Genomic DNA, 18,626 nt, shown 5'->3' on the forward strand with positions numbered 1-18,626 from the left:
AGAAATGAGGTATGAAGCATTGAGATTATTGTGTTTTTTTGATCTACCAATGGAAACAAATCAAGAAAAAAGAGTCTATCGTAATTTTCGGAAAGACTTAATCGCAAACGGCTTTGAAATGTTGCAGTTTTCTGTTTATTATAGAACCTGTCCTAATCGAAGTTTTGCTAGTAAATTCTATAAAAAATTAAGTCAGAGTAATTTACCAAGTGGGAATGTCCGTTTGCTAGCTGTGACTGAAAAACAATTTTCTGAAATGGTTTTAATAATTGGTGGAAAAACAAAGCAAGAAGAAGTAGTCAGCGATAATAAGTTGGTAGTTATATGAAAATGAACATTAGTCATCCATACAAGGATAATATTTCATTAAGTTTTGGTCAATTTACTCAAGTTGTGGGACAAGATCAGCAACTAAAGTATTATATTTGGCAGATACTATTATGGTATTTTGGAGGAAAAAAATATAGTGAGGAAGATTTAGTTCTATTTGAACAAAATGAGCCTAAAATACTGATAGATGATACAGTTGTTTCCCGTTCAGAATTTAGTGTTATTCAAATATCCAATATCAATGATTTGATTGAACAAATGGAATATAAAAAAGGGACAGTAGCTTATGGTTATCTAAAGAAAAAAATTACTTCTATTGAGATAATGGAGCAAATTGAAAATATCAATGACAATCTAGATAGGATTTCACTTCAATTGAATCAGAAGTTGAATCTTCAATTAGATGACATTATCTATCATACTGAAGCAAAATATTTTAATACGGATCAATTGATTCAAAAGAATTTTTTACCATACTTTGGAACAAATGATAAAAATATTTCATTTGAATTTGTAGATAATAAGATAAAGTTTTTATTATTTCTTTCCATGTTAGAAGTTATGGCGACAAACAGTTCTGAAAAGTTTTTGCTTGTCTTACGAAATTTGGACGATTTTCTATCCTATAATGATTTTGTTGAATGTTGCGAGAAAATGGAGTTTCTGACTAATCATAGCGATTCATTATATATTGTTTTATTTCCTTCCAATGAAGGTTATCTTCATGTCACGAAAGAAGTTTTAGAGGAAATCAATATTGTTTCCGATTATGTTGATCATTTTTATTCTCTAGAATTTATGTATGATCGCTTTACCAATCAGTATCCAATAAATCAAATGCCTGATGAACAAGAATTTTTAACTTCTTTAAGAAAAATTGGATCCTATTTATTTAGCTCGGACATTCTCCACATGAGTTTATCTGTAGAAGATCAAGTAGCATTAAAAATTTTGAATAATTTGTATCAGTACAAAATGAAAATAAAATTCTGTATTGAATCAATCAATCCAATGTTATTGAAATATTTGGAAGAATAGTATTGACGAGTGAGATTTAAGGCTTTATAATGTTTTTGAGGGAACAAAAATCAAAATTGACGAATTTGAGGTTTTTGTACTCTCAAGATTTAAGTAACTGTACAACTTTTCACTTTGGGCGATGACTGAGTTCAATGTTTTTGTACTCTCAAGATTTAAGTAACTGTACAACCCATTGCTTGGATATATGTCAAAAATACTGGTTTTTGTACTCTCAAGATTTAAGTAACTGTACAACAATGGGAGCAGATGAAAATGCAGGCTGCTTGTTTTTGTACTCTCAAGATTTAAGTAACTGTACAACGTCTCATCATACTAATCGCCCTAGTTATCGGTTTTTGTACTCTCAAGATTTAAGTAACTGTACAACTTCCCAACGTTCAACCCGGCTTTTTCCTTTGTTTTTGTACTCTCAAGATTTAAGTAACTGTACAACCGTTAGGATCAAATTCATTATCAAATTCAGGTTTTTGTACTCTCAAGATTTAAGTAACTGTACAACTTATATCGTAACCGTTGTGACTTGAAACGTGTTTTTGTACTCTCAAGATTTAAGTAACTGTACAACCAAAACCTAGTTTTGACCTTTAACCAACATGTTTTTGTACTCTCAAGATTTAAGTAACTGTACAACAATTGTCATAGTTCTCTTGTGCGTTGGATAGTTTTTGTACTCTCAAGATTTAAGTAACTGTACAACTAAATTTTTCATTCTTAGATTTTTCTTCACGTTTTTGTACTCTCAAGATTTAAGTAACTGTACAACCCTCGCTCGTTTACTGGGAGAAAAAAGGAGGTTTTTGTACTCTCAAGATTTAAGTAACTGTACATTTAGATAATATTAACAATTGTTTAACTTATATAAAAACCCGCTCTGCTGAGCGGGTTTCGTCTATTCTTATCTTCTTACAGTACCCATGTACGGATGGCATGGGCAACGCCAGATTCGTCATTTGTTTTGGTGATGTATTTGGCGATTTTTTTGATTTCTGGATTTCCATTTTCCATGACAACGGGGTTTCCAACGACTTCCAGCATGGCACGGTCATTTTCTTCGTCTCCGATAGCCATGGTTTCATCTTTGGTCAATCTGAGTTTTTCAGCTAGGTGAGTGATGGCTGAACCTTTGTTTACATTCTTTTTAAGGAGTTCGAGGTAGAAAGGAGCAGACTTGTTGATAGAGTAGCGTTCGTAAAATTCTGCTGGGATTTTTTCAATCGCAGCATCGAGAATCTCTGGTTCATCAATAAACATACACTTGACGATTTCTTTATCAGCCATTTCTTCAGGAGTTCGGTAGAAAATAGGCATGCTGACGAGGGTTGATTCGTGCACTGTATATTTTCCGATATTGCGATTTGCAGTGTAGATACCGTCCTTGGTAATGGCATGCATGTGGACACCGAGCTTACGACTGAGGAATTCCATATCCAGATAATCCTCATAAGTCAAGGATTCGCTGATAATCTCATGGCCGGTCGCAGTTTCTTGGACAAGGGCACCGTTGAAAGTTACCACATAGTCACCCTCGTCTCTCAACTGCAGGTCGTCCAGAAGTTTGGCAACACCTGCGATGGGGCGGCCAGTTGCAATCACGACTTTGACACCAGCTTCTTTGGCATCTTGGATGGCAGAAAAAACTTCAGGTGTGATTTCCTTTTGGCTATTGACTAGGGTACCGTCAATATCGACGGCGATTAGTTTAATACTCATAAATTTCCTCTTCTAGTTTTTATTTGGGGTAAAATGATCGTTCTCAATCAAGTGTAAAAATTGCTGGGTGATACTTGCGAAGATGCTGTTTTGGTCTAACATTTCTTTTGGAAAATAGAAACGATTATCTCCGTGGCGACTACCAGCAAGGGATTGAACGATAGGAGACAGGCTAGAGAGTTCCGCCAGTTGACCATTTTTCTGTAAAATCTCAATCTGTGTCCGAGGATTTTCAGATTCGGGACGATAGATATCATAAGGGAGGTCAAAGTTCTTATGAATGGCAGTATAGTAGTCGGGATCAAAGCCAATGTCCTCAACCAATTTTCTCATGCTGGCAAGTTGGTTTTGGTCTTCTTGTGAAAATGTGATGGATTTAAAGACCTTACGGTTGACAAAACGTTGCGACAAGTCTGCAAGAATCTTGTCAGGACTGGTCATCCAGAGCTGGAAGTAGGTATTCATCACTCCATCATCCAGAGCCAGATAATCAGATAAGGTCACATTTTTTTCAAAGAATGGCAGGAGGTGTGGGGAAGTTCGTGCAAAGAAATCTTTGTCTTTTGGATAGAGTTCCTTGGCGCGCTTGAGAAGATTCTGCAGGAGAACTTCCATGGCACGTGTTGCAGGGTGGAAATAAACCTGCATGTACATCTGGTAGCGACTGAGGACGTAGTCTTCAATGGCATGCATGCCATTGCGCTGAAATGCGATTCCATTTTCGATAGGACGAATGACACGTAAGATCCGAGTCAGGTCAAATTCCCCATAAGAAGCTCCTGTAAAATAGGAGTCGCGCAAGAGATAGTCCATACGGTCCGCATCAATCTGACTGGAAATGAGTTGCACGACCTGCTTGTTAGGATAGGTATGGTCAATGACACTGGCTACCTTTTCTGGAAAATCTGGCGCGACTTGTAGCAGGACTTGGTGAATCTCCGTTTCAGGACTTTGGACAATCTCCTGAGTAATGGCTTCGTGGTCTGTATCAAAGAGATTTTCAAAGGTGTGGGAGTAGGCACCGTGTCCTAGGTCATGTAGGAGGGCAGCAGTCATGGTCAAGAGAGACTCGGCAGGATTCCATTCTTCGGGATATTTTTCTTCAAAAATCTCTGTGATGCGTCGTGCAATTTCATAGACTCCTAGACAGTGAGAGAAGCGACTATGCTCTCCACCGTGGAAGGTATAACTGGAAGTTCCTAGTTGTTTAATACGGCGCAAGCGTTGAAATTCTTTTGTATTGATCAAGTCGTAGATGATTTGATTATTAACATGGATGTAGTTGTGAACTGGGTCACGGAATACTTTTTCGTTCATATGACCATTATAGCAAAATCCTGCTCTTTTTGGTAAAATAGTAGGACAAGAGACAAGAAAGAGGACTTGATGTGAAGATTCGGATGCGAAATACGATTCAGTTTGATGAACAGTTGGAAGTGATTGACCAACTCTATGATGTAGAAGTGCATGAAAAGGGAGATTATAGCTACCTGCTTTTCTATAATGAGGAAAAGGAAAAAGTAGTTATTAAATTTCATGGTCAAGAACTGGTGATGAGCCGATTTTCCAATCCCAAGACCATTATGCGCTTTCTAAAGGATAGTGATAGTTTGGCCTATATTCCTACACCCATGGGCATGCAGGAGTTTATTATCCAAACCAGTCGTTATGAAGTTGATGGGCAAAAGATTCATTTAGACTATCAACTACAAAATCAAGAGGGACAGCCCTTTGCCAGCTATCAATTGGAAATTACTTGGGGCTAGGTATGACTGGGGACGAGGTTATAGCAACGAAGCTGGTAAAGTTTATGAAATCAAGCTTTTCTTGCACATTTTTAGTAGCTGAAACCTTTATTTTTTCAGATTAAGGTTATAATACTCATTTCATTGCCTATTATTTATTAAAGCGAAATATAATACCCGTCTTCCCTTATACTTGTTCCAAATGAGTAAAGAGTATTTGAGATCTAGCTATTGTGATTATTGTATATTCAAAATCTAAAAATTGATAAAAGGGACAGTGAATGTCCCTTTTCATTTCTATAGAATTCAGAGTTTTAGATAGGATAGATTGGTAAATAATGAAGAAAATATTTTGGGAAAATAGACACCAAAAACGATATTTGTCTTCCGTATAGTGTTAACGTTATCCACGTTGGTTTTTCTTTTTGTTTTCATGAGTCTTTAAAAAGTAATCTATCTCCTTTTGAGACCTAAGGATAATAACTTTATCTGGATAGGTTTCTTGAACCCACTTGTAGCGTTCTTTAGCAGTTTTGCTCCGTCCATCCCAGAGAATCCATCTGATAAACTCCCAATTAAATTGTTCTTGACAACCAGCTGCCATACTTTCTCTGACCTTACCTCGATATGTGAGATACCGTTTAAAGGCTCGAAAGAGACAGGTCAATGGCGAAAAATTGAGAAAGATGATTTGATCAGCATCCTGCATTCTTTCCTCATAGAAACACCAAGAATAATTACCATCAATAACCCAAGCTTTATGCTTGGTGAGAAAGTTATTCATCTCGGCCAACATCCATTCACGGTCACTGTCTTGCCAACCGGCTTGAAATTGGAGTGTGTCCATGTGCAGTTTTGGGATTGAGTAGCAGTGAGACAACTTTTCGGCTAGAGTTGACTTACCAGCACCAGAATATCCGATAATTGCGATTTTCATTTTCTACCTTTTCCTATTTGAGGACAAAAAAACAGCCTCTATGGACTGTTTCTTATTTAGCAAGTTTAGCTGAAAGACGAGCTTTGTCGCGGCTTGCTTTGTTTTTGTGAATCAAACCTTTAGTTTCTGCTTTATCGATAGCTGAGCTAGCAGCACGGAAAAGTTCTTCAGATGGGTTTGCTTCGAAAGCTTTGATAGCAGTACGCATAGCTGATTTTTGAGCTGAGTTTTTTTCGTTTTGTTTAACGTTCAATTCAGCGCGTTTGATAGCTGATTTAATGTTTGCCAATGTTCTTACCTCCATATTTACTAACTATACCATTATATCTGAAAACTTACGTTTTGACAAGGGAAAATTATTTTTTTAAGTAAATTTCATCGATTTCATGGTTCTTTGTTTTATGAAGAATCACTTCCGCACGATTTCTAGTTGGTTCAATATAATTTTGTAGATTTGTGAGATTGATACTGGTCCAGACCTGATGGGCAAAGGACTCCACTTCCCCAATCGGCATTTGCGTAAAGCGATAGTAGTAGCTATCAGGGTCGTTTTGGGCTAGGCTCAGCATTTTCAAGAAACGGTCCAGATACCAACTCTCGATGTCATCGACTGCAGCATCAACATAGATGGAAAAGTCAAAGAAGTCAGTAATGTAGAGACGCTCGTTTTGTGGATTTTGAAAGACATTAATCCCCTCGACAATCACAAAGTCTGCAGCTTTGACGCTTTGTTTTTCCTCAGGTATGATGTCGTAGACTTCATGAGAATAGACAGGAATATCTACATCTTGTCCATTTTTGATGTGGTCCAAGAAGTTGAGAAGGGCCTCCATATCATAGCTTTCAGGAAATCCCTTACGATTTAAAATCCCTTGTTCAATCAAGGTCTGGTTGGGATAGAGAAAGCCATCAGTTGTTACTAACTCAACCCTAGCATCTGTAAGTGTACGAGACAGTAGGATTTGAAGTAGGCGACTAGTTGTTGATTTTCCAACGGCAACGCTCCCAGAAACCCCAATGATAAAAGGTTGAGATTTGCTTTCACGTTGAAGGAAAATCCCTTTTGAAAAGGCCAAATCGTCCTTGGTACGCTTGTAAATCTGGATGAGATGGGCTAGGGGAAGATAGACATCGGTAACATCCTGTAAACTAATCTGGTCATTAAAACTCTTGATAGATTCTAATTCCTCTTCTGTCAAAGGAGGTGTCGTCTTTCGATGTAAAGATTGCCAAGTCTGGCGGTTGATTTTTTCAAAATGTAAAAATTCGTTGGTCATAAGTTTGTCTTTCTGATTCGATATCTTAGTATAGCATATTTTGGGACTAAAAACATCTAGTATCTTATAGAAAAAGTTTCTCTCGATTAAAACAATAATGACAAACTACATCGTATTGTCAAATTACTTGGAAACGATTTAATATTTCGTTAAATTATGGTAAAATAGTTTCATGAGTAAAATGTATTATGCAGAAAATCCTGACGCTGCTCACGACATTCATGAGTTGAGAGTGGACTTGTTGGGAGAAAAAATGACCTTTTTGACGGATGCGGGTGTTTTTAGCAAGAAAATGGTTGACTTTGGCAGTCAACTTTTGCTCAAGTGTCTTGAGGTCAATCAAGGAGAAACTGTCCTTGATGTAGGCTGTGGTTACGGGCCTTTGGGCTTGTCCTTAGCTAAGGCTTATGGAGTTCAGGCGACCATGGTCGATATTAATAATCGTGCCTTGGATTTGGCGCGACAAAATGCTGAACGAAATAAAGTAGAAGTGACGATTTTCCAGTCCAACATCTATGAGCAAGTTGAAGGCACATTTGACCATGTCATTTCCAATCCTCCTATCCGTGCGGGCAAGCAAGTGGTTCATGAAATCATTGAGAAAAGTAAAGATTTCTTGGAAACTGGTGGAGATTTGACAATCGTTATCCAGAAAAAACAAGGGGCTCCAAGTGCCAAGTCCAAGATGGAAGATGTGTTTGGCAATTGTGAAATCGTCAAAAAAGATAAGGGATATTATATCCTTAGAAGTGTGAAAGAATGAGAGCAGTTGATTTAATCCAAAAGAAACGAGACGGTCAAGAACTGACTTCGAGTGAAATTGAATGGCTAGTTGAAGGCTATGTGTCAGGAACGGTTCCTGATTATCAGATGTCTGCCTTTGCTATGGCTGTTTATTTTAAAGGAATGACGACTCGAGAAATATCTGATTTGACCATGAAAATGGTTCAGACAGGTCAAGAGTTTGATTTATCTGCTATTGATGGGATTAAGGTTGACAAGCATTCTACGGGTGGTGTTGGTGATAAGGTGACCTTGATTTTAGCTCCCCTTGTTGCTAGTTTTGGTGTACCCGTAGCAAAAATGAGTGGTCGTGGTCTCGGCCATACAGGCGGTACAATCGATAAATTGGAGTCCATTAAGGGCTATCAAGTTGAGCGCAGTCAGGAGGATTTTATTCGTCAGGTGCAAGATATTGGAGTATCTGTCATTGGGCAATCAGACCAGCTGGTCAAAGCAGATAAGCTTCTCTATGCCCTTCGTGATGTTACCGCAACAGTTGACACGATTCCTTTGATTGCGAGTTCGGTGATGAGCAAGAAAATTGCTGCAGGAGCGGATGCTATTTTACTAGACGTGACTGTTGGTGAGGGTGCCTTCATGAAGACGGTTGATGAGGCGCGTGAATTGGCTCAAACCATGGTGGAACTTGGTAAGGCAGTTGGTCGAAAGACTGTAGCAGTGATTACGGATATGAGTCAGCCCTTGGGACGAGCGATTGGAAATCGTCTGGAAATCCTTGAGGCATTGAAGATTTTACAAGGTCAAGGCCGTCAGGATATTACCCACTTCATCTGTGAACTGGCTCAAATTATGCTTGGTTTGGCAAATGTAAACAAGACAGTTGAAGAAGTTCGTCAACATCTTGAAAATGGTCAAGCGCTGGCTAAGTTTGAGGAGATGGTCCAAGCCCAAGGTGGAGACTTGGAAGACCTCTACCGTCCTGTCAATGTGCAGCATGTAGTGGAAATCCCTGCCCAGGAAACGGGGGTCATTTCAGCTCTTCCAGCTATGGAATTTGGGCTTTATGCTATGAGACTGGGGGCAGGCCGTGCAGTCAAGTCTGATGCCTTGGACTATGAAACAGGAATTGTTTTTGAAAAGAAAGTTGGAGATTCTGTTCATAAGGGAGAAATTGTTGCAAAAGTATACACAAATGGAAAAATTTCTCCTCAGCTAGTTACAGATTTTCAAAAATATGTTAAAATAAATGATAGTGTGCAAAGTTTACGAGAAATTATAGAAATCATCTCATAAACTGCAGGAGAATCCGAATATGAAGTTGAATAAATATATCGATCATACACTTTTGAAACAAGATGCGACAGAAAATCAAATTGATTGTCTGTTGTCTGAGGCTAGAAAGTATGATTTTGCCAGTGTTTGCGTTAATCTGACCTGGGTTGAACATGCTAAAAAAGGGCTTGAAGGCTCAGATGTCAAGGTCTGCACAGTAGTAGGTTTCCCTTTAGGAGCAACAACTTCAGCCGTGAAAGCTTTTGAAACCAAAGAAGCTATTCAAAATGGTGCAGACGAGATTGATATGGTGATCAATGTTGGAGCTCTCAAATCTGGTGATTTGGCCTTGGTAGAGTCAGATATTCGCTCAGTAGTGGAAGCAAGTGGTGACAAGTTAGTGAAAGTCATTATTGAAGCCTGCCTTCTGACTGACAAAGAAAAAGTTGTGGCTTGCCAATTGGCCCAAAAAGCGGGAGCTGATTTTGTGAAAACATCTACTGGCTTTTCAACTGGTGGCGCTACAGTAGCAGATGTTAGATTAATGCGTGAAACAGTTGGACCTGATATGGGAGTCAAGGCTGCTGGCGGAGCTCGTTCTTATGCAGATGCTCTTGCCTTTGTGGAAGCAGGTGCGACTCGTATCGGAACGTCAGCTGGGGTAGCCATTTTAAAAGGAGAATTGGCAGATGGCGACTACTGAGTTGATTGAACTAGCAATTGAAACCAGCAAGCAAGCCTATGTACCCTATTCTCATTTTCCAGTCGGAGCTGTTTTAGTGGCGAAAGATGGTAGCACTTATACAGGTGTCAATATCGAGAATGCTAGTTATTCTTTGACCAACTGTGGAGAACGTACAGCAATTTTTAAAGCAGTTTCTGAAGGTCAAAGAGAGTTTTCAGAATTGATTGTCTATGGACAAACTGAAAAACCGATTTCACCATGTGGTGCTTGTCGCCAAGTGATGGCTGAATTTTTTGAACAAGATCTAAAAGTGACCTTAGTCGCAAAAGATAAATCGACGGTCGAGATGACGGTCGGGGAGTTACTTCCATACTCTTTTACAGACTTAAACTAGTCTGAGTCGCTCTCTGAGTGGCACGGTCCTTGAGGCCAACCAATCCATACTTGCAACATCGTTGCACATCTTATTTAGGAGGTTCAGTAATGAACAAGAAACAATGGCTAGGCCTTGGTCTAGTTGCAGTGGCAGCAGTTGGACTTGCTGCATGTGGTAACCGCTCTTCTCGTAACGCAGCTTCATCTTCTGATGTGAAGACAAAAGCAGCAATTGTCACTGATACTGGTGGTGTTGATGATAAATCATTTAACCAATCAGCTTGGGAAGGTTTACAAGACTGGGGTAAAGAACACAATCTTTCAAAAGATAAAGGTTTCACTTACTTCCAATCAACAAGTGAAGCTGACTACGCTAACAACTTGCAACAAGCGGCTGGAAGTTATAACCTGATCTTCGGTGTTGGTTTTGCCCTTCACAATGCGGTTGAAGAAGCAGCAAAAGACCACTCTGATTTGAACTATGTCTTGATTGATGATGTGATTAAAGATCAAAAGAATGTTGCTAGCGTAACATTTGCTGATAACGAAGCTGCTTACCTTGCGGGTGTTGCAGCGGCTAAAACAACTAAAACAAAACAAGTTGGTTTTGTAGGTGGTATTGAGTCTGAAGTTATCTCACGTTTTGCAGCTGGATTTAAAGCTGGTGTTGAGTCAGTAGATCCATCTATCAAAGTACAAGTTGACTATGCTGGTTCATTTGGTGATGCTGCTAAAGGTAAAACAATTGCAGCAGCACAATACGCAGCTGGTGCAGACGTTGTTTATCAAGCAGCAGGTGGAACAGGTGCTGGTGTCTTTGCAGAAGCAAAATCACTTAACGAAAGCCGTCCTGAAAATGAAAAAGTTTGGGTTATCGGTGTTGACCGTGACCAAGTAGCAGAAGGTAAGTACACTTCTAAAGATGGCAAAGAATCAAACTTCGTTCTTGTATCTACTTTGAAACAAGTTGGTACAACTGTAAAAGATATTGCTAACAAAGCAGAAAAAGGTGAATTCCCTGGCGGTCAAGTGATCGTTTACTCATTGAAAGATAAAGGGGTTGACTTGGCAGTAACAAACCTTTCAGAAGAAGGTAAAAAAGCTGTTGAAGATGCTAAAGCTAAAATCCTTGATGGAAGCGTAAAAGTTCCTGAAAAATAATGGATGGAAGTCATTTCTTAGGGAAGCGGCCCTCGGCCGCTTTTTTAAGAGTTGAGACAAAGTCATTTTGTCTCAGTAAAGCTTGCTACTAGACAAACTAGCAAGTTTTATTGAAATAAAATAAGACTCTGAAAGGAAGAGCACATGGCACACGAAAATGTCATTGAGATGCGTGATATTACCAAGGTGTTTGGTGAATTTGTTGCCAACGACAAAATCAACCTGCATCTACGAAAAGGTGAAATTCATGCACTTTTAGGAGAAAATGGGGCTGGTAAGTCCACGCTAATGAACATGTTAGCAGGGCTTCTTGAACCAACCAGTGGTGAAATTGTGGTCAACGGTCAAGTTGTCAACCTCGACTCACCATCTAAAGCAGCTAGCTTGGGAATTGGAATGGTTCACCAGCACTTTATGTTGGTAGAAGCCTTCACAGTGGCTGAAAACATCATTTTAGGTAGTGAATTGACTAAAAATGGTGTGTTAGATATCGCTGGAGCTAGCAAAGAAATCAAGGCTCTTTCTGAACGTTATGGCTTAGCTGTTGATCCTTCTGCTAAAGTGGCAGACATCTCAGTTGGAGCCCAACAACGTGTAGAAATTTTAAAAACCCTTTATCGGGGGGCTGATATCCTTATCTTTGACGAACCAACGGCTGTCCTGACTCCATCAGAAATTGATGAGTTGATGGCTATTATGAAAAATCTTGTCAAAGAAGGAAAATCAATTATCTTGATTACCCACAAGTTGGACGAGATTCGCGCAGTTTCTGACCGCGTTACAGTTATCCGTCGTGGGAAATCAATTGAAACCGTCGAAATTGCAGGGGCTACCAATGCTGATTTAGCAGAAATGATGGTGGGACGTTCTGTTTCCTTTAAAACAGAGAAGCAAGCCTCCCAACCAAAAGAAGTGGTCTTGTCTATTAAAGACTTGGTGGTCAATGAAAACCGCGGTGTCCCAGCTGTGAAAAATCTGTCCTTGGATGTTCGTGCTGGAGAGATTGTTGGTATTGCGGGGATTGATGGAAATGGTCAGTCTGAACTGATTCAAGCCATTACAGGTCTTCGCAAGGTTGAATCTGGAAGCATTGAGCTAAAAGGAGATTCAATTGTAGGCTTACACCCACGTCAGATTACTGAGTTGAGTGTTGGGCATGTTCCAGAAGACCGTCACCGTGATGGCTTGATTTTGGAAATGATGATTTCTGAAAATATTGCCCTTCAAACCTACTACAAAGAACCACATAGTAAAAATGGAATTTTGAACTATTCAAATATTACTTCTTATGCTAAAAAGCTGATGGAAGAGTTTGATGTTCGTGCTGCAAGTGAATTTGTTCCTGCTGCTGCACTCTCAGGAGGAAATCAACAAAAAGCAATTATTGCTCGTGAAATTGATCGAGATCCGGATCTCCTTATCGTCAGCCAGCCAACTCGTGGGTTGGATGTCGGTGCCATTGAATATATCCACAAACGCTTGATTGAAGAGCGTGATAATGGCAAGGCTGTCCTTGTTGTCAGCTTTGAATTGGATGAGATTTTAAACGTCTCAGATCGTATTGCCGTTATCCATGATGGTAAGATTCAAGGTATTGTATCACCAGAAACAACCAATAAACAAGAACTAGGTGTCTTGATGGCTGGTGGAAACTTGGGAAAGGAGAAGAGTGATGTCTAAAAAATTACAACAAATTTCGGTTCCCTTGATTTCTGTCTTCCTTGGAATTTTACTTGGAGCCATTGTCATGTGGATCTTCGGTTATGACGCTATTTGGGGCTATGAAGAATTGTTCTATACAGCCTTTGGTAGTCTACGCGGTATTGGGGAAATCTTCCGTGCTATGGGGCCTTTGGTCTTGATTGGTCTTGGTTTTGCTGTTGCCAGTCGTGCAGGTTTCTTTAACGTAGGGCTTCCTGGTCAGGCCTTGGCTGGTTGGATTCTCAGTGGTTGGTTTGCCTTATCGCATCCAGATATGCCGCGTCCCTTGATGATTTTAGCGACTATCGTGATTGCCTTGATTGCTGGTGGGATTGTCGGCGCGATTCCGGGTATTCTGAGAGCCTATCTAGGGACGTCAGAGGTTATTGTAACCATCATGATGAACTACATCGTTTTGTATGTAGGGAATGCCTTTATCCATGCCTTCCCTAAAGACTTTATGCAAAGTACAGATTCGACCATTCGTGTTGGGGCTAATGCAACCTATCAGACACCTTGGTTGTCTGAATTGACTGGTAATTCACGGATGAATATTGGTATTTTCTTTGCCATCATTGCCGTTGCAGTTATTTGGTTCATGCTCAAGAAAACAACTCTTGGTTTTGAAATTCGTGCAGTTGGTCTTAATCCACATGCTTCAGAATATGCTGGTATTTCTGCCAAGCGGACTATTATCCTATCTATGATTATTTCAGGTGCCTTGGCGGGTCTTGGTGGAGCTGTTGAAGGACTTGGAACCTTCCAAAATGTCTATGTTCAAGGATCGTCATTAGCTATCGGATTTAACGGGATGGCGGTTAGTCTTCTTGCGGCCAACTCACCAATTGGTATTCTCTTTGCAGCCTTCCTATTTGGTGTTCTCCAAGTTGGAGCCCCAGGTATGAATGCGGCGCAGGTACCATCTGAGCTTGTCAGCATTGTAACAGCTTCTATTATCTTCTTTGTCAGTGTTCATTATCTTATCGAACGCTTTGTCAAACCGAAAAAACAAGTTAAAGGAGGTAAGTAAAGATGTCTATTACAACCTTGCTCACCCTCTTGGTGTCTTCTATGCTGATTTACTCAGCCCCCCTCATCTTTACAAGTATCGGTGGTGTTTTCTCTGAACGTGGTGGTGTGGTAAACGTCGGCCTTGAAGGAATTATGGTTATGGGAGCCTTTTCTGGAGTTGTCTTTAACCTTGAATTTGCAGAACAATTTGGAGCAGCAACTCCATGGCTATCTTTGCTAGTTGCAGGATTGGTTGGTGGTGTCTTCTCTATCATCCACGCAGCAGCGACAGTTCATTTCCGTGCAGACCATGTTGTCAGCGGTACGGTATTGAACTTGATGGCGCCTGCCTTGGCTGTTTTTTTAGTGAAAGTTCTTTATAACAAAGGACAAACTGACAACCTAACTCAGACTTTTGGACGCTTTGATTTCCCAGTCTTGGCGAATATCCCAGTGATTGGTGATATCTTCTTCAAGTCAACTAGTCTACTTGGTTATCTAGCGATTGCCTTCTCCTTCCTTGCTTGGTTTATACTCTTCAAGACTCGATTTGGTCTTCGCCTCCGCTCTGTCGGTGAACACCCTCAAGCAGCGGATACCTTGGGAATCAATGTCTACAAGATGAGATATTTAGGGGTTATTATTTCAGGTTTCCTAGGCGGAATTGGCGGAGCGATTTATGCTCAATCCATCTCAGTTAACTTCTCAGTGACAACTATTGTTGGACCTGGATTTATCGCTCTTGCTGCGATGATTTTTGGGAAATGGAATCCAATCGGAGCCATGCTATCTAGTCTCTTCTTTGGACTTTCACAAAGTTTGGCTGTTATCGGATCTCAGTTGCCATTCCTACAAGGAGTGCCTGCGGTTTATCTTCAAATCGCACCTTATGTTTTGACAATACTTGTCTTGGCAGCCTTCTTTGGAAAAGCAGTTGCACCAAAAGCAGATGGTATCAACTATATCAAATCAAAATAAGCATACAAAAAACGTCAGTACAGAACTGGCGTTTTATTTTTTAGAATTTTGATGGGTTAAGTTTAATCCCCAAGGAACAAGATTTTCAGTCTTATTTTTTATACGCGTGATATTATCCTTATGTCGAATGATAATCAAACTAGCAAGTGCTAGGATAATAGCGATGAAGAGAGGGTCATAGTTGCTCAGGATAAAACCAAAAAGTGGAAAGAGTAGAACCCCGATAACAGCCGCGATAGATGCTGTGACACTAGAGAGTGAAATCATACTACCCAGATAGAGGGTTCCAAAGAAAACAACTGCTAGGTAGAGACAGAAGATAGGCGCAAATCCGAAAATCACTCCCGCACTGGTTGCGACAGCCTTGCCACCCTTAAATCCTGCAAAGATAGGGAAGGTATGACCAATAACAGCCAAAAGTCCAAAGATGAGAGGCGAAACGCCTTGCAGATGAAACATAATCGGAAGAAGCGTTGCTAGGGTTCCTTTGAAAAAGTCAATTACAAAGGTTGCCATACCAGCTTTCTTGCCTAAAATGCGGAAAGTATTGGTCGTTCCAGTATTGCCAGAACCATGCTCGCGCAGATTGATTTGAAAGAATACTTGTCCAATCCAGAGACCAGACGGAATCGAACCCAGCAGATAAGCTAGGATTAATAAAACTATTGTAATCATACTCCTATTATATCATGAAATGGAGAAGAAAGGCAGAGAATCTCTTCTGAAATTGTCACACCGGAGAAAGAAAAATTTTGCAAAATCCTTGGAAAACCTGTAGAATAGTAAAGATGAACGAATAGGAGGTTCCTTGTGTCAAAAAAGGAAATCAATATTAATAATTATAATGATGATGCCATTCAGGTGCTAGAAGGGTTGGATGCGGTCCGAAAACGTCCAGGGATGTATATCGGATCGACCGATGGAGCTGGTCTCCACCACCTAGTCTGGGAAATCGTCGATAATGCTGTCGATGAGGCCTTGTCTGGATTTGGTGATCGTATTGATGTGACCATCAATAAAGATGGGAGTTTGACTGTACAAGACCATGGACGTGGGATGCCGACAGGTATGCACGCTATGGGAATTCCAACAGTTGAGGTTATCTTTACCATTCTTCACGCCGGAGGAAAATTTGGTCAAGGAGGCTACAAGACATCAGGTGGTCTCCACGGGGTTGGCTCTTCCGTAGTTAACGCCCTTTCTAGCTGGCTAGAAGTTGAAATCACTCGTGATGGGGCAATCTATAAGCAACGTTTTGAAAATGGTGGCAAACCTGTTACGACTTTGAAGAAAATCGGTACAGCGCCCAAGTCTAAGACAGGTACCAAGGTTACGTTTATGCCTGATTCGACTATCTTTTCTACGACAGACTTCAAGTACAATACCATTTCAGAGCGTCTTAATGAATCAGCCTTTCTCTTGAAAAATGTGACCTTGTCTTTGACCGACAAGCGAACAGATGAAGGGATTGAATTCCACTATGAGAATGGGGTGCAGGACTTTGTTTCTTATCTGAACGAAGACAAGGAAACCTTGACGCCAGTTCTATACTTTGAAGGTGAAGACAATGGTTTCCAAGTGGAAGTGGCCCTCCAGTACAATGACGGATTTTCAGATAACATCCTATCCTTTGTCAATAACGTTCGCACCAAAGATGGTGGAACGCATGAGACTGGACTTAAGTCTGCCATTACCAAAGTCATGAATGACTATGCGCGAAAAACTGGCCTTCTCAAAGAAAAAGATAAAAATCTTGAAGGATCAGATTATCGTGAAGGGTTAGCAGCTGTTCTTTCTATCCTTGTTCCTGAAGAACATTTGCAGTTTGAGGGCCAGACTAAGGACAAACTGGGAAGTCCACTAGCTCGTCCAGTTGTGGATGGCATTGTGGCTGACAAGTTGACTTTCTTCCTCATGGAAAATGGGGAACTAGCCTCTAATCTTATTCGCAAGGCTATCAAGGCGCGTGATGCCCGTGAAGCAGCACGTAAGGCGCGTGATGAGAGCCGAAATGGTAAGAAAAATAAAAAAGACAAGGGCTTGCTGTCTGGGAAATTGACCCCAGCCCAGTCTAAGAATCCAGCAAAGAATGAACTCTATCTAGTAGAGGGAGATTCTGCCGGAGGTTCTGCCAAACAAGGTCGTGATCGCAAGTTCCAGGCTATTCTGCCTCTTCGTGGTAAGGTTATCAATACAGCCAAGGCCAAGATGGCGGATATCCTCAAAAATGAAGAAATCAATACCATGATTTATACCATTGGTGCGGGTGTTGGAGCAGACTTCTCCGTTGAAGATGCCAATTATGACAAGATCATTATCATGACCGATGCGGACACCGACGGTGCCCACATTCAGACTTTACTCTTGACATTTTTCTACCGCTACATGCGTCCGCTAGTCGAAGCAGGACATGTCTATATTGCCCTTCCACCTCTTTACAAGATGTCAAAAGGAAAAGGCAAGAAAGAAGAAGTTGCCTATGCTTGGACGGATGGAGAACTAGAAGAACTCCGCAAACAGTTCGGTAAAGGTGCAACACTCCAACGCTACAAGGGGCTTGGAGAGATGAATGCGGACCAGCTCTGGGAAACAACTATGAATCCAGAAACCCGTACCCTCATTCGTGTCACCATTGAAGATCTGGCTCGCGCCGAACGCCGCGTTAATGTCCTCATGGGAGACAAGGTCGAACCACGACGTAAGTGGATTGAAGACAATGTCAAGTTTACGCTGGAAGAAGCGACAGTATTTTAAGTTAGTTTTTAATGAATGGGTATCAACATGAGAACTGAAACAGAAATGCTCGATGTAATTTTAAAGACTGCTGAAACTTTACAAGTCGCGGCTGTCGCCATGTCTGGTTCACGGACAAACCCAAAGGCCCTAAAAGATGAATTTCAAGATTACGATGTAGTCTATGTTGTAGAGAATCTGGACGAGCTGATCTCAGATTTATCTTGGACAGATCAGTTTGGTAAACGTATTATCGAGCAAGAGGTTAGGTTGGGACATCGCCGTCTATTTCTTATGCTCTTTGAAGATGGCAATAGGATTGATTTGACTCTATGTCCTAAAGAATATATCAAGGAGTGGATAGAAAGCGAAGCGGATTTCACGGTGTTAGAGGACCCTAAGGGCTTGTTTGCGCCTTATTCTCCAAATCCTCAACGTTACTGGACGAATCCAGCTAGTCAGATAGATTTCGAAAAAGCCTGCAATGAATTTTGGTGGGTGTCAGCCTACGTGGTCAAAGGAATTTGTCGTAAGCAAGTTATTTATTCGACTGACCATCTCTACGGTATTTGTCAGCAGGAATTGTTAAAAGTATTGGCCTGGCAGGTAGCAAGTGATAGAGGTGCTGTCGACATTGGTAAAAATTACAAGTATCTCTTCAACTACTTGCCAATTGAGAAGGAGAAGGAATTCTCTGCTCTTCTTGATTTCTCAAGTTTAGACAAAATTACTCAGTCTTTATTAGCAACCATGGAATTTTTCCACCAGGAAGCTCAATATCTTGCTCAAAAGATGGGCTTTAAGTATGAAAAAGAAGTGGCTGAGAAGATGATGAGATATGCTGAGGAAAACCTTCTAAATCACTAAAAAAAGAAAGAACACAAATTATAATTTTAAACTACAGAAAGGATAGTTTGGTTACTTAT

The 18,626-nt window shown here is 40.5% G+C and carries 19 protein-coding genes and 1 CRISPR repeat array; of the genes, 13 read left to right on the forward strand and 6 right to left on the reverse strand.

Annotation, left to right across the window (positions count from 1 at the left end; all coding sequences use genetic code 11):
- Positions 1-4 precede the first annotated feature (4 nt).
- Together cas2 and csn2-St are read left to right on the forward strand one after the other, a co-directional pair.
- A complete protein-coding gene (gene cas2, locus N5909_RS03100; RefSeq protein ID WP_001268300.1) occupies positions 5-328 on the forward strand; it encodes a CRISPR-associated endonuclease Cas2 in 324 nt (107 codons plus the stop codon).
- Positions 325-1,368, forward strand: a complete 1,044-nt coding sequence (csn2-St, locus tag N5909_RS03105) for a CRISPR-associated protein Csn2-St (protein WP_033681977.1) — start codon at positions 325-327, stop codon at positions 1,366-1,368. The genes cas2 and csn2-St overlap by 4 nt, the downstream gene beginning before the upstream one ends.
- 70 nt (positions 1,369-1,438) lie before the next feature.
- Positions 1,439-2,200: direct repeats of the CRISPR family, unit length 36 nt; unit sequence GTTTTTGTACTCTCAAGATTTAAGTAACTGTACAAC.
- A 74-nt stretch (positions 2,201-2,274) separates the two neighbouring features.
- Here the strand turns inward: csn2-St and yidA are convergent.
- Together yidA and N5909_RS03115 are read right to left on the reverse strand one after the other, a co-directional pair.
- Positions 2,275-3,081, reverse strand: a complete 807-nt coding sequence (gene yidA, locus N5909_RS03110; RefSeq protein ID WP_020902345.1) for a sugar-phosphatase — start codon at positions 3,079-3,081, stop codon at positions 2,275-2,277.
- Between the two features lie 12 nt (positions 3,082-3,093).
- On the reverse strand, positions 3,094-4,398 hold the full coding sequence (locus N5909_RS03115; RefSeq protein ID WP_020902346.1) for an HD domain-containing protein: 1,305 nt from the start codon (positions 4,396-4,398) through the stop codon (positions 3,094-3,096).
- Between the two features lie 71 nt (positions 4,399-4,469).
- Between N5909_RS03115 and N5909_RS03120 the strand changes: the two genes are divergently transcribed.
- Positions 4,470-4,847 (forward strand): DUF1934 domain-containing protein, encoded by a 378-nt coding sequence (locus N5909_RS03120; protein ID WP_020902347.1) that lies wholly within the window; start codon positions 4,470-4,472, stop codon positions 4,845-4,847.
- 382 nt (positions 4,848-5,229) lie between these two features.
- Here the strand turns inward: N5909_RS03120 and N5909_RS03125 are convergent, their stop codons facing one another.
- From N5909_RS03125 to coaA, 3 genes are all read right to left on the reverse strand, one after another.
- The gene (locus tag N5909_RS03125; RefSeq protein WP_271630788.1) at positions 5,230-5,763 is read right to left on the reverse strand and encodes a DNA topology modulation protein; all 534 of its coding nucleotides are present in this window, start codon (positions 5,761-5,763) and stop codon (positions 5,230-5,232) included.
- Positions 5,764-5,815: 52 nt separating this feature from the next.
- On the reverse strand, positions 5,816-6,052 hold the full coding sequence (gene rpsT / locus N5909_RS03130) for a 30S ribosomal protein S20 (RefSeq protein ID WP_001274000.1): 237 nt from the start codon (positions 6,050-6,052) through the stop codon (positions 5,816-5,818).
- Positions 6,053-6,119: 67 nt separating this feature from the next.
- The gene (gene coaA / locus N5909_RS03135; RefSeq protein ID WP_120718838.1) at positions 6,120-7,040 is read right to left on the reverse strand and encodes a type I pantothenate kinase; all 921 of its coding nucleotides are present in this window, start codon (positions 7,038-7,040) and stop codon (positions 6,120-6,122) included.
- A gap of 172 nt (positions 7,041-7,212) precedes the next feature.
- Between coaA and N5909_RS03140 the strand changes: the two genes are divergently transcribed.
- The 8 genes from N5909_RS03140 to N5909_RS03175 all read left to right on the forward strand — a co-directional run bounded on the left by N5909_RS03140 (position 7,213) and on the right by N5909_RS03175 (position 14,967).
- Positions 7,213-7,803 carry a class I SAM-dependent methyltransferase gene (locus tag N5909_RS03140; RefSeq protein ID WP_080709517.1) on the forward strand — a complete coding sequence of 197 codons (591 nt, stop codon included), beginning with the start codon at positions 7,213-7,215 and terminating at the stop codon, positions 7,801-7,803.
- The gene (locus tag N5909_RS03145; RefSeq protein WP_033681967.1) at positions 7,800-9,077 is read left to right on the forward strand and encodes a pyrimidine-nucleoside phosphorylase; all 1,278 of its coding nucleotides are present in this window, start codon (positions 7,800-7,802) and stop codon (positions 9,075-9,077) included. Before N5909_RS03140 ends, N5909_RS03145 begins: the two co-directional genes overlap by 4 nt.
- 19 nt (positions 9,078-9,096) lie before the next feature.
- Complete coding sequence (deoC, locus tag N5909_RS03150) at positions 9,097-9,759, forward strand: deoxyribose-phosphate aldolase (protein ID WP_033681964.1); 663 nt, start codon at positions 9,097-9,099, stop codon at positions 9,757-9,759.
- Positions 9,746-10,135 carry a cytidine deaminase gene (locus N5909_RS03155; RefSeq protein ID WP_033681962.1) on the forward strand — a complete coding sequence of 130 codons (390 nt, stop codon included), beginning with the start codon at positions 9,746-9,748 and terminating at the stop codon, positions 10,133-10,135. Before deoC ends, N5909_RS03155 begins: the two co-directional genes overlap by 14 nt.
- 89 nt (positions 10,136-10,224) lie before the next feature.
- The gene (locus N5909_RS03160; protein ID WP_033681961.1) at positions 10,225-11,277 is read left to right on the forward strand and encodes a BMP family lipoprotein; all 1,053 of its coding nucleotides are present in this window, start codon (positions 10,225-10,227) and stop codon (positions 11,275-11,277) included.
- Between the two features lie 144 nt (positions 11,278-11,421).
- On the forward strand, positions 11,422-12,957 hold the full coding sequence (locus tag N5909_RS03165) for an ABC transporter ATP-binding protein (protein WP_033681960.1): 1,536 nt from the start codon (positions 11,422-11,424) through the stop codon (positions 12,955-12,957).
- Positions 12,950-14,008 carry an ABC transporter permease gene (locus N5909_RS03170; protein WP_033681959.1) on the forward strand — a complete coding sequence of 353 codons (1,059 nt, stop codon included), beginning with the start codon at positions 12,950-12,952 and terminating at the stop codon, positions 14,006-14,008. The genes N5909_RS03165 and N5909_RS03170 overlap by 8 nt, the downstream gene beginning before the upstream one ends.
- A 2-nt stretch (positions 14,009-14,010) precedes the next feature.
- Positions 14,011-14,967: an ABC transporter permease gene (locus tag N5909_RS03175; protein WP_271630790.1), complete on the forward strand. Its 957-nt coding sequence runs from the start codon at positions 14,011-14,013 to the stop codon at positions 14,965-14,967.
- A gap of 33 nt (positions 14,968-15,000) precedes the next feature.
- Here N5909_RS03175 and plsY read toward each other — a convergent pair whose 3' ends face one another.
- Positions 15,001-15,642, reverse strand: a complete 642-nt coding sequence (plsY, locus tag N5909_RS03180) for a glycerol-3-phosphate 1-O-acyltransferase PlsY (protein WP_271630792.1) — start codon at positions 15,640-15,642, stop codon at positions 15,001-15,003.
- 135 nt (positions 15,643-15,777) lie between these two features.
- On the opposite strand from plsY, the gene parE reads away from it, so the two are divergent.
- On the forward strand, positions 15,778-17,721 hold the full coding sequence (gene parE, locus N5909_RS03185) for a DNA topoisomerase IV subunit B (protein ID WP_271630793.1): 1,944 nt from the start codon (positions 15,778-15,780) through the stop codon (positions 17,719-17,721).
- Between the two features lie 27 nt (positions 17,722-17,748).
- Positions 17,749-18,567: an aminoglycoside 6-adenylyltransferase gene (locus N5909_RS03190; RefSeq protein WP_271630794.1), complete on the forward strand. Its 819-nt coding sequence runs from the start codon at positions 17,749-17,751 to the stop codon at positions 18,565-18,567.
- The last annotated feature ends 59 nt before the right edge of the window (positions 18,568-18,626 follow it).

This window comes from Streptococcus gwangjuensis (assembly GCF_028156745.1).
In the GTDB taxonomy this organism is placed as follows: domain Bacteria; phylum Bacillota; class Bacilli; order Lactobacillales; family Streptococcaceae; genus Streptococcus; species Streptococcus gwangjuense_A.

Coding starts and splice junctions, on each gene's coding strand:
- N5909_RS03125 (WP_271630788.1), bottom strand. CDS start 5,763: ATGAAAATCGCAATTATCGGATATTCTGGTGCTGGTAAGTCAACTCTA.
- plsY (WP_271630792.1), bottom strand. CDS start 15,642: ATGATTACAATAGTTTTATTAATCCTAGCTTATCTGCTGGGTTCGATT.
- csn2-St (WP_033681977.1), top strand. CDS start 325: ATGAAAATGAACATTAGTCATCCATACAAGGATAATATTTCATTAAGT.
- N5909_RS03155 (WP_033681962.1), top strand. CDS start 9,746: ATGGCGACTACTGAGTTGATTGAACTAGCAATTGAAACCAGCAAGCAA.
- yidA (WP_020902345.1), bottom strand. CDS start 3,081: ATGAGTATTAAACTAATCGCCGTCGATATTGACGGTACCCTAGTCAAT.
- N5909_RS03165 (WP_033681960.1), top strand. CDS start 11,422: ATGGCACACGAAAATGTCATTGAGATGCGTGATATTACCAAGGTGTTT.
- N5909_RS03175 (WP_271630790.1), top strand. CDS start 14,011: ATGTCTATTACAACCTTGCTCACCCTCTTGGTGTCTTCTATGCTGATT.
- N5909_RS03145 (WP_033681967.1), top strand. CDS start 7,800: ATGAGAGCAGTTGATTTAATCCAAAAGAAACGAGACGGTCAAGAACTG.
- N5909_RS03115 (WP_020902346.1), bottom strand. CDS start 4,398: ATGAACGAAAAAGTATTCCGTGACCCAGTTCACAACTACATCCATGTT.
- deoC (WP_033681964.1), top strand. CDS start 9,097: ATGAAGTTGAATAAATATATCGATCATACACTTTTGAAACAAGATGCG.
- N5909_RS03190 (WP_271630794.1), top strand. CDS start 17,749: ATGAGAACTGAAACAGAAATGCTCGATGTAATTTTAAAGACTGCTGAA.
- coaA (WP_120718838.1), bottom strand. CDS start 7,040: ATGACCAACGAATTTTTACATTTTGAAAAAATCAACCGCCAGACTTGG.
- N5909_RS03140 (WP_080709517.1), top strand. CDS start 7,213: ATGAGTAAAATGTATTATGCAGAAAATCCTGACGCTGCTCACGACATT.
- N5909_RS03170 (WP_033681959.1), top strand. CDS start 12,950: ATGTCTAAAAAATTACAACAAATTTCGGTTCCCTTGATTTCTGTCTTC.
- N5909_RS03160 (WP_033681961.1), top strand. CDS start 10,225: ATGAACAAGAAACAATGGCTAGGCCTTGGTCTAGTTGCAGTGGCAGCA.
- cas2 (WP_001268300.1), top strand. CDS start 5: ATGAGGTATGAAGCATTGAGATTATTGTGTTTTTTTGATCTACCAATG.